The organism is Leucobacter holotrichiae (genome assembly GCF_055791005.1).
Genome location: NZ_JBVUAC010000005.1, coordinates 171994 through 184062, shown reverse-complemented (window position 1 = coordinate 184062; position 12069 = coordinate 171994). Strand labels below are relative to the sequence as shown.

Below are 12069 nucleotides of genomic sequence, written 5' to 3'. Positions count from 1 at the left end.
ATGGCGCTCAACGTGAGTGTCGTCTCGGCCGATAACGAGGTCTGGGCCGGCGAAGCCGCCCAGGTCGTCGCGAAGACGGTCGAGGGCGAGATCGGCATCCTCGGTGGGCACGAGCCGCTGCTCGCCCTGCTCGCGCAGGGTGAGGTGCGGGTCACCACCGCCGGCGGCGAGAAGATCGCGGTCGACGCCGAGGGGGGTTTCCTCTCGGTCGATCACGACACCGTGACCATCGTCGCGGGAAGGGCGTCGATCGTTTAAAGAAGACGCATCGCGTTTTCTACGATCGACGCTGGCGCCACCGCGCCAGATCGTTTAGAGAAAAACGCGCCAGCGTTTTTCCACGATTGCTGCTGGCGCCACCGCGCCAGATCGTTTAATCCCTCCCTCCGACGTCGAGGCCGGATCCGCTCTTCGTGAGCGGCTCCGGCCTCTCGTCTGTCGTCACCCGTTCCGGCCCCGACTCCGGTTCGCGGCGGAGGCTCCGCTATGCCCGTGCGAATCAGAACAGGAGACCTTCATGCTGATTCTGCTGCCGCCCTCCGAGACGAAACGCGTCGGCGGCGAGGGCGTGCTGCAGCCGGGGGCCCTGCACGGACACCAGCACGAGGAGATGCGCCTGGTGCGACGCAGAGTGCGCGAGGCCCTCGAGGAGCTGAGCCGCGGCGACGAGGAGGCCGCGGCGAAGGCCCTCAAACTGGGAGTGAAGAACCGCTCCGAACTGCAGCACAACCTGCGCCTGCACGAGAGCGGCGTGATGCCCGCGATCGAACGCTACACGGGGGTGCTCTACGACGCGCTCGACGTGGCCTCGCTCGACGAGGCGGCGCGCGAGTGGCTCTCGGAGCACGTGCTCGTGCAATCAGCGTTGCTCGGCCTGGTGGGGGCGGGCGATCCGATCCCCGCATATCGTCTCTCCGCCGGCTCGCGCCTGCCCGCCCTCGGCGCACCGCTCAAGCGCCTCTGGGCGCAGGCCCACGCGCGACTCGAGTGGAACCGGGCGGGGTTCGTGCTCGATCTCCGGTCGAAGGACTACGTCGCGCTCGCCCCGCTGCCGTCTGGCGCGGGCTTCTTCCTGCAGGTCGTGCAGCGCGGCGCCGACGGCGAGGTACGCGCCCTCAACCACTTCAACAAGGCTGCGAAGGGCGACCTGGTGCGTCGTCTCGCCCGATCCGGAGCCGACATCGACTCCGCGGATGAGCTTCTCGCCTGGGCAGCCGACGAAGACCTCGAGATGAGTCTCGACGCGAGTTCGGGCACCGTCACGCTGGTCACGGAGCTCGGGGCACCCGCTCCCGGGTCGTCGGCGGCCACCGGAGCGCGGTAGGATACTCGGGTGTCTCGGAGGTGGAAGCAGTGACCGCGCGCGGTGAGAATGCATCGCGGCGTCGTCTGCGCTACCGCAAGGATTGCGACCTCGAGATCGAGCTCTCGTGGTTCGGGCTGACCGACGTCGGACGACGACGCGATACGAATCAGGACAGCTACGTCACGATCCCGCCGATCTTCGCCGTCGCCGACGGGATGGGCGGGCACTCGGCCGGCGAGATCGCCTCCGCAGCCGTGGTGCGGCGCCTCGCGGAGCTCGGGGGTACCGCGAACGTCACGGAGCACGACATCGATGAGGTGCTCGGCGACGCGGTCGACGACATCGAACTCGATGCGGGGGAGACCGAGCTGGGGGCGGGCACGACCGTGACGGGCGTGTGCTTGAGCACCGAGGACGAGCCGACCTGGCGGGTCTTCAACATCGGCGATTCACGTGTCTACCAGTACTTCAAGGGCGCTCTCAGCCAGATCACCGTGGATCACTCCGTCGTGCAGCACCTCATCGACACGGGTGCGATCAGCGAGGAGGAGGCGGAGGTGCACCCTCACGCCAATGTGATCACCCGGGCGGTCGGGTTCAACGAGCCGCCCATCCCCGACTACACGTCGCTCGCCCTCATCCCCGGCCAGCGCCTCCTCATCTGCTCCGACGGGCTCATCAAGGAGCTCACGGACATCGGCATTCAGCACTACCTGGCCTCGCAGCCGACAGCGGAGGAGGCGGCGCGGACGCTCGTGCAGCAGGCCCTCGACAACGCGGGACGCGACAACGTGACGGTGATCGTGATCGACGTGCACGCCGTCGGCGATGTGGTGGATACGGGCAGCTTCGAGGCTTCAGGCCTCGAGATCACTGCATAGGGCTTGGAGGAGCGGGCCGGTTCTCGCCCCGGGTCGGAGGCCCGTCACACTCGAAAGGCGGATATTGCATGAGGATCCACGGATCCTCATGCAATATCCGCCTTTCGATGTGCAGAACGGAAGTCAGCCGGGGCGGGAGCTACGCGGCTGCGAATGCCCTGTCGAGCACGCCGATGACGTCCTCGATGAGCTCGTCGGTCATCTTCAGCGAGGGCAGGAAGCGGATGCCCTGGTTGTAGATACCGGTGCTCAGCAGTACGACCCCCTGTTTCGCCGCGAAGTCGATGACGTGCGAGACGAGCGCGGCGTCGGGCTCGAGGGTGCCGGGCTTCACGAGCTCGATAGCGAGCATCGCACCGCGGCCGCGCACCTCGGCGATGCTGTCGTACTTCTTCGCGAGCTTGTTCAGGCCCGCGGTGAAGGTGGCCTCGATCCGCTTCGCCTCGGCGAGCAGACCCTCCTGCTCGATCTGCTCGAACACCGCGACCGCCGCGGCGCACGACACCGGGTTGCCGCCGAAGGTGCCGCCGAGCCCGCCGGGCTGCGACTTGTCCATGATTTCGGCGCGGCCGGTGATGCCGGCGAGCGGCAGGCCGCCCGCGATGCCCTTCGCCGAGAGCACGATGTCGGGCTCGACCCCGAACTGCTCGATCGAGAAGACGGTGCCGGTGCGTGCCATACCGGCCTGCACCTCGTCGGCGATGAAGACGATGCCGTTCTCGCGACACCACTGCGCGAGCGCGGGCAGGTAGCCATCGGCGGGCACGATGAAGCCGCCCTCGCCCTGGATCGGCTCGACGACGAGGCAGGCCAGATCCTCGGCTGCCGCGATCTTCTCGAGGTGCGCGATCGTGCGAGCCGCCGCGTCGGAGCCGCTCAGGCCGTCGTGCAGCGGGTACGAGTTGGGCGCCTTGTAGACATCGCCGGCGCGCGGTCCGTAGCCGAGTGCGTAGGGCGCTGCCTTGTGGTTCATGGTCGAGGTCAGCATCGTGCGGCCGTGGTAGGCGTGCTCGAGCACGGCCACGCCGGGGCGGCCGGTGTGCTTGCGGGCGATCTTGACGCCGTTCTCGACGGCCTCGGCGCCCGAGTTCATGAGCAGGGTCTTGTAGGGGTTCTCGGGGGTGGATCCGGGCACGTGCTTGGCGAGGTGCTCGGCGACCTGCACGTACGGCTCGTACGGGGTCATGGTGAACAGGGTGTGCGTGACCTTGTTCAGCTGCTCGGTCGCCGCAGCGACGACGGACCCGTCGGTGTGACCGATGGTGGTCACGCCGATGCCGCCGCAGACGTCGATGAGGTGGTTGCCGTCGACGTCGACGATGATCGAATCGTGCGAGCGCTCGACGTAGACCGGCAGCACACTGTGAACCCCGGGCGGAACGACCGCGCGGCGGCGCTCATGGATCTCTCGTGAGCGGGGACCGGGGATCTCGGTGACGACGAGACGCTTCTGAGGGACGGACGATTCGGTGGCGGTCGCTTCTTCGCTCATGCACTCGATCTTACTCCGGCAGGCTGGGGGATCGCGGCCCGTGGGTAACACGGACGAGCGTGTCAGTCGTTCCGAATACAATGGAACCCATGGCACTCGACCACCGGGCACAGCCCTCCTCGTTCTTCATCACGACCCCCATCTTCTACGTCAACGACGCTCCGCACATCGGGCACGCGTACACCGAGGTGGCGGCTGACGTGCTGGCGCGCTGGCATCGGCAGGCGGGCGACGACACGTGGTTCCTCACGGGTACCGACGAGCACGGTCAGAAGATCCTGCGCACCGCGACCGCCAACGGCGTAGCTCCGAAGGAGTGGGCGGATCGGCTCGTCGAATCGGCGTGGAAGCCGCTGCTCGACACCGTCGACCTCTCCAACGACGACTTCATCCGCACGACCGATGCGCGCCACGAGGAGGGTGTCGCGAAGTTCCTGCAGAAGCTCTACGACGACGGCCACGTCTACGCCGGCGAGTTCGAGGCGCTGTACTGCGTGGGCTGCGAGGAGTTCAAACCGAAGAGCGAGATCGTCGACGGCGAGGGCGCCTTCGAGGGCGAGAAGGTCTGCGCGATCCATTCGAAGCCGCTCGAGCTGCTGCAGGAGAAGAACTACTTCTTCAAGATGAGCGCGTTCCAGGATCGGCTGCTGGCGCTCTACGAGGAGCGCCCCGATTTCGTGCAGCCCGCGAGCGCCCGCAACGAGGTGATCGCGTTCGTGCAGCAGGGGCTCGAGGATCTGAGCATCTCCCGCACCTCGTTCGACTGGGGCATCCCGATTCCCTGGGACTCCTCGCACGTCACCTACGTGTGGTTCGACGCGCTGCTCAACTACGTCACCGCGACCGGTTACGGCGCCGATCCCGAGCAGTTCGAGCGGCGCTGGCCCGCAACCCACATCGTCGGCAAGGACATTCTGCGCTTCCACGCGGTGATCTGGCCGGCCATGCTCATGGCGGCCGGGCTCGAGGTGCCCGAGCACGTGTTCGCGCACGGCTGGTTGCTCGTCGGCGGCGAGAAGATGTCGAAGTCGAAGCTCACCGGCATCGCGCCGAACGAGATCACCGACACCTTCGGTTCGGATGCGTTCCGCTACTACTTCATGCGGGCGATCTCGTTCGGCCATGACGGCTCCTTCAGTTGGGAGGATCTGGCGGCTCGCTACCAGGCCGAACTGGCCAACGGCTTCGGCAACCTCGCCAGCCGCGTGCTCGCGATGAACAAGAAGTACTTCGAAGGCCGCGTGCCCGAGGTCGCGTCCGGCGCGGCGGAGTACGCCGACGACGTCGCCATCCGCGACCTTGCGGCGGACGTGTCCGCGCGCGCCGATGCGCGGATCGAAGCCTTCGCGATCCACGAGGCGATCGCCGCGGTGTGGGAGCTGGTCGACGCCCTCAACGGTTACATCACCGAGCAGCAGCCGTGGGCGCTCGCCAAGGATCCCGAGCAGCGCGATCGCCTGGGCGCCGTGCTCTACACGACGACCGAGGGCCTGCGCGTGCTCGCCGAGCTGCTCGCACCGGTGATCCCGCAGGCGGCGACGAAGCTGTGGACCGCGCTCGGCGCGGAGGCGGCTCTGGGCGCGCTCTCCGAGCAGCCGATCCGCGAGGCCGGCCGCTGGGGCCGGCTCGCCGCCGGAACCGAGCAGCACGAGCTTCCCCCGCTGTTCCCGCGCATCGAGGCCGACAAGTGAGTACCGATCCCGCGCAGCGCGATGCGCAGGCGCCCACTGGCGGCCTGCGCAAGCGGAAGGACGGCGGATCGCGCGACACGACACGGCCCGAGAGTCCCGAGCCGCTGCCGGCCCCGGTCTACGACAACCACGCCCACCTCGAGTTCGAAGACGGGGTCGACCAGCTCGAACCGCTCGACTCGCTGGACCGGGCGGCGGCGGTGGGCGTGCGCGGCATCGTGCAGGTCGGCACCGACCTCGAGACGAGTCGGTGGAGCGCCGAGCTCGCGGCGGGCGACCGGCGCGTGCTCGCCGCAGTCGCGCTCCACCCGAACGAGGCGCCCCGCCTCTTCGCAGAGGGACTGCTGAGCTCTCACCTCTCTGAGATCGCCCGCCTCGCCGGTCAGCCTCGGGTGCGCGCGGTCGGCGAGACCGGTCTCGACTTCTTCCGCACCGGCGAAGACGGCAGGGCCGCTCAGATCGAGTCGTTCGAGACCCACATCGAGATCGCGAAAGCCAACGGGATCGCTCTGCAGATCCACGATCGCGACGCCCACGACGAGGTCGTCGCGACGCTGCTGCGGGTCGGCGCGCCCGAGCGCACGGTGTTCCACTGCTTCTCGGGCGATGCGCGCCTCGCGCGCATCTGCAACGAGCACGGCTGGTACATGTCGTTCTCGGGTACCTCGACCTTCAAGAACGCCCCCGCGCTGCGCGAGGCGCTCGCCGTCGCTCGTCCCGAGCTGGTGCTCGCCGAGACCGACGCTCCCTTCCTCACGCCCGAACCGTTCCGCGGGCGGCCGAATGCGCCTTACCTGCTGCCCCACACCGTGCGTCGCATGGCGGAAACGCTCGAGGAGCCGCTCGATGACGTGTGCGCGCGCATCGCCGCGAATACCGAGCGGGTCTACGGGTCCTGGGACGAGGACAGCGATGACTGAGTCGGCGTCGCCCGATTCCGTCGGGGCGGGCGGCCGATTGCTCGGGCCCAACGAGGTCCGCGAGCTCGCGGCGCGACTCGAGGTCTCGCCCACGAAGAAGCTCGGCCAGAACTTCGTGATCGACCCCAACACAGTGCGCAAGATCGTGCGGCTCGCCGGCGTCGAGGCGGGCGACCGCGTGATCGAGGTCGGCCCGGGTCTCGGCTCGCTCACTCTCGGGATCACCGAGGTAGGCGCCGATGTCACTGCGATCGAGATCGACCGCCGCCTCGCGGACGAGCTGCTCGCCACCGCCCGCGCGATGCAGCCGGGCATCTTCGCCGACGAGCGAGCCCCGCGCCTGCGGGTGGTCAACACCGACGCCCTCGACCTGAGCCGCGCGGTCCTCCTGCGCGCACTCGCCGGGTCGGGCGATCCGGCCACCGGCGAAGCGGCGAAGCACGACGGTTCTCCGATGCCGACCGTGCTCGTCGCCAACCTGCCCTACAACGTCTCGGTGCCGATCCTGATGCACCTGCTCCAGCTGATTCCCGAGCTGCGCAGCGGCCTTGTGATGGTGCAGTCGGAAGTCGGATACCGGATCGCGGCCGGCCCCGGTTCGAAGGAGTACGGTGCTCCCAGCGCCAAGGCGGCCTGGTACGGGGAGTGGCGGATCGCGGGCAATGTGAGCCGCCGCATCTTCTGGCCGGTGCCCGGCGTCGATTCGGTGCTGGTGGCGTATGAGAAGCTTGCAGAGCCGAGGGGCGACGAGACCGAGCGCATGCTCGTGTTCGAACTGGTGAACGCCGCTTTCGCTCAGCGCCGCAAGATGCTGCGTCAGGCGCTGCAGGCGGTGCTCGGGCCGCTCGACGAGGCTGTGGCGACGATCGAAGCCGCAGGAGTCGCTTCCACCGCTCGCGCGGAGCAGCTGGGGATCGACGAGTTCCTTGCGATCGCTCGCGTGCATCTCGGGCGCTCCGGCGTGCGCTAGCGTGTAACCATGAGCGCGATTCGGGGGCGATCGATCACGGTGCGGGCACCGGGCAAGATCAACGTGTTCTTCCGCGTGGGCGCGCTGCAGGACGATGGCTATCACGATGTCGCTTCGCTGTATCAGGCGGTCTCGCTGTTCGAAGAGGTGACCGCGACTCCGGCTCATGAGTTCTCGGTGCGTTTCACGGGGCCGATCGACAGCAGCGGCCTGGCGACTGACGGCTCCAACCTGGCGGTTCGGGCGGCGAAGCTGCTCGCCGAGCGCACGGGGTACTCGGGCGGTGTCGACCTGACGGTGTTCAAGCGCGTGCCGATCGCCGGCGGCATGGGCGGGGGATCCGCTGACGCTGCTGCAACCCTGGTCGCGTGTGACGAGCTGTGGGGCACGGATCTGGGGCGACCTGGGTTGCTGCCGATCGCCGCCGAACTCGGGGCCGACGTTCCGTTCGCGCTGGAGGGCGGCACGGCAGTCGGCACCGGTCGCGGTGATGAGCTCAGCCCCGCGCTCGCGAAGGGAACTTTCCACTGGGTGCTCGCCCTCTCCGACGCGGGTCTCAGCACCCCTGTGGTGTACCGCATGCTCGACCGGCACCGGGACGCGCACGTGCGCGACCTCGGCAGGCAGCCCGATCAGGTGAAGGTCGACACTGCAGTACTGCAGGCTGTGCGCGTCGGGGATGCCGATTCGCTCGCCGATGCGATGCATAACGATCTGCAGGTCGCGGCCCTCAAGCTCGCTCCGGAGTTGACCGAGCTGCTCGAGCTGGGGGAGTCGCGGGGCGCTCGTGCGGGTATCGTCTCGGGATCGGGGCCCACGGTCGCGTTCCTCGTAGGAAATGCTCAGGAGGCCGCCGAGCTGCGCGGCGTGTTGAACCGCGCGGGGGTGCGGGCGCTCACCGTCACCGGCCCGGTTCCTGGGGCGCGGATCGTTTAGGGGAAAACGCGGAGCGTTTTCCCGCGATCCGCGCCGGGCTCACCAGCCCGGGATCGGTCTTAAATGATCCGTTCGCCATTGTAGGCCTCCTGTGCCGTTGTAGACCTCCCGTACCGCGCGAGATATCTACAACCGTGCGAGAGGTCTACATCGGCAGGTGGGCTGGGGCGGACGGGACCGGTGAGGGCCGGGGAGGATCGGTGAGGCGAACGGGGTCGCCCCGGCCAACTTGACTCTTCACGCACATGTGGCCAAAGTGTGAGGGGGAGCCTGCGCAGAGTGTCGAGCGCGTTTCCACGCTGCGCGGTGTTTGTTACCCGAACGAACATACTCACGGATGCCCGAGGGAGATTCCTGAGGGTGGAAAGGCCTATGTGCAGCAGAAAAGAATAGCGATCATCGGAGCTGGGCCGAGCGGAATGGCGGCCATGCGGGCCTTCGCGGCAGCGGAGAGCCAGGGGGAGCAGATCCCCGAAATCATCTGCTATGAGAAGCAGGACGACTGGGGCGGCCAGTGGAACTTCACCTGGCGTACCGGCACCGATCACTACGGTGAGCCGGTTCACTCGAGCATGTACAGGAACCTCTGGTCGAACGGGCCCAAGGAGGCCCTGGAGTTCGCCGAGTACACGTTCGACGAGCACTTCGGTCGGCCGATCTCGTCGTACCCGCCGCGCGAGGTGCTGTGGGACTACATCGACGGACGGGCCTCGCAGTCGGGGGTGAAGGACCTGGTGCGGTTCGCCCACGCAGTGCGCTGGATCGACTACGACGAGACCGCCGAGCGGTTCACCCTCACTGTCGAGGACCTGCGGAACAGGCGCACATCGCGCGAGGTGTTCGATGAGGTCATCGTCGCGACGGGGCACTTCTCGTACCCGAACGTACCGAACTTCGACGGGATCGAGACGTTCCCGGGCGAGGTCATCCATGCTCACGAGTTCCGCGGCGCCGAGCGCCTCGCCGGACAGCGTGTGCTGCTCATCGGGGGCTCGTACTCGGCCGAGGACATCGGGGTGCAGGCGCACAAGATGGGTGCCCGACACGTCACGATGAGCTACCGCTCCCGGCCGCAGGGCTTCGCCTGGCCCGACGGGGTGGACGAGGTTCCCGAGATCCTCCGTTTCGACGGTGCCGAGGTCTCGTTCGTCGACGGGCAGTGCCGAGAGTTCGATGCGGTCGTGCTCTGCACCGGTTACCTGCACCACTACCCGTTCCTGCCGAACGAGATGCGCATCGATTCGCCGAACAACCTGTACCCGATCGGCCTCTACCGCGGTGTGGTGTGGCAGGGCAACCCGCACCTGTACTACCTCGGGGCGCAGGATCAGTGGTTCACCTTCAACATGTTCGATGCTCAGGCTTGGTACGCGCGCGACCTCATCCTCGGTCGTGCAGAGCTGCCCTCGCCGGAGGAGCGCGTCGCGCACATGGAGGAGTGGCTGCGACGGCATGAAGCCCTCGAAGACGACCCCGCGGCGGTGCGCTTCCAGGCCGACTACATCCGAGATCTCATCGAGGCGACCGATTACCCGATGTTCGATCTCGACGCGGTGGTCGAGATCTTCCTCGCGTGGAAGCAGGATAAGAAGCGCGACATCCTCACCTACCGCGACAAAGCGCATCGCTCGGTGATGACCGGCACTATGGCCGTCGAGCACCACACCAGATGGCTCGATGAGCTCGACGATTCGCGCGAGCGCTACCTCCTGCATCAGCCGAGCGGCGATCTGGAGCACGAGGAGCAGGCTTCTGCCTCGAACCGGTAGCGCCGCGACGGCCTCGCTGCGGCATGGCTCCCGGCGAATCGGGAGGGACCGGCGGCGGATCGGAGACCCCGATCCGCCGCCGCGGTGCTTTGTGGGGAGCGCAAGGAATAATGAGCCGTCGAAGGTGGTTGAGGCGAGCATGAGTGAGACGATCCGCGTCGACATCTGGTCCGACATCGCCTGCCCGTGGTGCTATATCGGCAAGCATCGTTTCGAGGCCGGTGTCGCGGCATTCCGTGCCCGGCGTCCCGATGTCGAGTTCGAGGTCGAGGGGCACAGCTTCGAACTCGCCCCCGACACGCCGCTCGACTTCTCGGGCAGCGAGGTCGACTTCCTGGTGCGGCACAAGGGTATGCCCGCCGCGCAGGTGGAGCAGATGCTCGCCCAGATGACGGAGCTCGCGGCGGCCGAGGGCATCGAGTTCGACTTCTCGCGAGTGAGGCATACGAACACCGCTCGGGCGCATCGGGTGCTGCACCTCGCAGCGGAGTCGGGTTTGCAGACGGAGATGCAGGAGCGCCTCTTCCGCGCGTACTTCGCGGAGGGTGAGGATATGTCGGATCCCGGCACTCTCGCCCGGCTCGGCGCCGAGGTGGGGCTCGACCCGGATGCGGTGCGCGCGGCGCTCGACGACGAGGGGTACGGGCAGGCCGTCGAGCGCGACATCGCGCGTGCCCGTATGCTCGGGGTGAGCGGGGTGCCCTTCTTCCTGATCGATCAGAAGTACGGCGTCTCGGGGGCGCAGAGCAGCGAGGCCTTCGCGGGGGCGTTCGAGCAGGTGCTCGGGTTCCGCGCTAGCGCCGACGGCCCGGGTGCCGGTGTGGGCCCGAACGCCGGTGCCGACACGAGCACCGGTGCCGCAGAGGCACCCGAGAACCACCACGCCGACCAGGCTTGAAAGGAACCATGATGAGTGAGAAGCAGCAGTCGATCGCGAGCGCAGCCGTCGAAGCGGAGATCGCGGCCGAGCTCGACCCCGAGGCGGGTTCGGGCGAGGCCGGGGTCGGGGGAGCGGCGGGATTCGCCGACGCCGAGTCGAGGGAGATCCTCAATCTCCTGAACTCGGGCGAGGTCGGCGGCTCCTGCTGCGGCGGATCCTGCTGCGCCTGATCGACCGCGCAGACGGGGCTCTGAACCCCAGCCCGCGTGCCGCCCTCGCAGCCCGCTGACGCGGCTCTCGAATCGCGTCGAAGGCTGCTGCTCAGGGTTCCGCTTCGTATCGACTCCGCGGGATCGCGGACGTGATGCCGGGGTCGACGCACACGCTGTCGCCGACGCGTCTCAGGGTTCGCCGGTAGGCGCGCACCAGACGCGGCATGACGCTGAGCTCCTGTGCCAGCCACACCACATTGCTGCCGAAGCGCTGCTCCGCGAGACGGTACTCTTCCGCGTCGATGAGGAAGTGCGCCGCCCACTCGTCGGCTCGGCGCTCGAGCGACTCGGCAGTGCGGAGGCACGGGCTGGGTTCGTCGCCATAGCTGGCGTGACCGAGCTCGTGCGCGAGCACGGTGCGCGTCTTGACCGCCGTCATGCCGTCGAGAATGCGCACGTGACGGCTGCGATGGGAGTAGTCGCCTGGAAAATCCGGGTCGAGGTCGGGCGTGCACTCGATGGTCACCCCTAACTGCTGCGCGTAACGGTCGAGGGGATCCATCGGGGCTCCTATTCGTCGATGAGCTCGCCCGAGCCGCTGTCGTCGCGGAAGGCGACGCGGGGCTCGCGGTCCTGGTGCTCTTCAGTATGCGTGGAGCCTCCGACGTTCTTAGAGGCGAGAGGGACGACGGGAGCATGAGAGCGCTCCTGCGCTTCGCCGTCCCACTCCCTGGCCTCGTGCACGAACTGGTAGGGCGAGACGCCGAACAGCTCGGCCACGATGGCGATATCGTTCGTGGTCATGGCCTGACGGAGATTCAGGATCTTCTCCCAGTACCCGTTCGACCGATCGGTGCGGGCGGCGAGCCACCGGCCCGACCGGTCGCCGTTCTCCGCTCTGACCAGTGACCACAGGTAGGAGCCGAGGTGCCTGGCGAACGGGGTCGGCCCGAGGGTGGAGCGGCGTTTGCCTGGTTGTGCCATGTCTCAAGCGTACTCAGGTCCCCGAGAG

The 12069-nt window shown here is 67.9% G+C and carries 13 protein-coding genes; 10 read left to right on the top strand and 3 right to left on the bottom strand.

Annotated elements, in window-relative coordinates:
* The 3 genes from AC0KXF_RS08590 to AC0KXF_RS08580 all read left to right on the top strand — a co-directional run bounded on the left by AC0KXF_RS08590 (position 1) and on the right by AC0KXF_RS08580 (position 2187).
* A complete protein-coding gene (locus AC0KXF_RS08590) occupies positions 1-258 on the top strand; it encodes a F0F1 ATP synthase subunit epsilon (protein WP_473108784.1) in 258 nt (85 codons plus the stop codon).
* A 259-nt stretch (positions 259-517) separates the two neighbouring features.
* Positions 518-1324, top strand: coding sequence for a YaaA family protein (locus AC0KXF_RS08585; protein WP_473108783.1), 807 nt, complete (start codon positions 518-520; stop codon positions 1322-1324).
* A gap of 29 nt (positions 1325-1353) precedes the next feature.
* Positions 1354-2187, top strand: a complete 834-nt coding sequence (locus tag AC0KXF_RS08580) for a PP2C family protein-serine/threonine phosphatase (protein WP_473108782.1) — start codon at positions 1354-1356, stop codon at positions 2185-2187.
* A 139-nt stretch (positions 2188-2326) separates the two neighbouring features.
* Here AC0KXF_RS08580 and AC0KXF_RS08575 read toward each other — a convergent pair whose 3' ends face one another.
* Positions 2327-3679, bottom strand: coding sequence for an aminotransferase class III-fold pyridoxal phosphate-dependent enzyme (locus tag AC0KXF_RS08575; protein ID WP_473108781.1), 1353 nt, complete (start codon positions 3677-3679; stop codon positions 2327-2329).
* A gap of 89 nt (positions 3680-3768) precedes the next feature.
* Between AC0KXF_RS08575 and metG the strand changes: the two genes are divergently transcribed.
* From metG to AC0KXF_RS08540, 7 genes are all read left to right on the top strand, one after another.
* Positions 3769-5370, top strand: a complete 1602-nt coding sequence (gene metG / locus AC0KXF_RS08570; protein WP_473108780.1) for a methionine--tRNA ligase — start codon at positions 3769-3771, stop codon at positions 5368-5370.
* Complete coding sequence (locus AC0KXF_RS08565) at positions 5367-6290, top strand: TatD family hydrolase (RefSeq protein WP_473108779.1); 924 nt, start codon at positions 5367-5369, stop codon at positions 6288-6290. Before metG ends, AC0KXF_RS08565 begins: the two co-directional genes overlap by 4 nt.
* Entirely contained in the window at positions 6283-7260 is a 978-nt protein-coding gene (gene rsmA, locus AC0KXF_RS08560) for a 16S rRNA (adenine(1518)-N(6)/adenine(1519)-N(6))-dimethyltransferase RsmA (protein ID WP_473108778.1), read from the top strand. Before AC0KXF_RS08565 ends, rsmA begins: the two co-directional genes overlap by 8 nt.
* A gap of 9 nt (positions 7261-7269) precedes the next feature.
* The gene (locus tag AC0KXF_RS08555; protein ID WP_473108777.1) at positions 7270-8196 is read left to right on the top strand and encodes a 4-(cytidine 5'-diphospho)-2-C-methyl-D-erythritol kinase; all 927 of its coding nucleotides are present in this window, start codon (positions 7270-7272) and stop codon (positions 8194-8196) included.
* A gap of 374 nt (positions 8197-8570) precedes the next feature.
* Entirely contained in the window at positions 8571-9965 is a 1395-nt protein-coding gene (locus AC0KXF_RS08550; protein WP_473108776.1) for an NAD(P)-binding domain-containing protein, read from the top strand.
* 139 nt (positions 9966-10104) lie between these two features.
* Complete coding sequence (locus AC0KXF_RS08545; protein ID WP_473108775.1) at positions 10105-10863, top strand: DsbA family oxidoreductase; 759 nt, start codon at positions 10105-10107, stop codon at positions 10861-10863.
* A gap of 11 nt (positions 10864-10874) precedes the next feature.
* Positions 10875-11075, top strand: coding sequence for a hypothetical protein (locus AC0KXF_RS08540; RefSeq protein WP_473108774.1), 201 nt, complete (start codon positions 10875-10877; stop codon positions 11073-11075).
* A gap of 91 nt (positions 11076-11166) precedes the next feature.
* On the opposite strand, the gene AC0KXF_RS08535 is transcribed toward AC0KXF_RS08540, so the two are convergent.
* The gene (locus tag AC0KXF_RS08535; protein WP_473108773.1) at positions 11167-11619 is read right to left on the bottom strand and encodes an ImmA/IrrE family metallo-endopeptidase; all 453 of its coding nucleotides are present in this window, start codon (positions 11617-11619) and stop codon (positions 11167-11169) included.
* 8 nt (positions 11620-11627) lie between these two features.
* On the bottom strand, positions 11628-12041 hold the full coding sequence (locus AC0KXF_RS08530; protein ID WP_473108772.1) for a hypothetical protein: 414 nt from the start codon (positions 12039-12041) through the stop codon (positions 11628-11630).
* Positions 12042-12069: the final 28 nt, after the last annotated feature.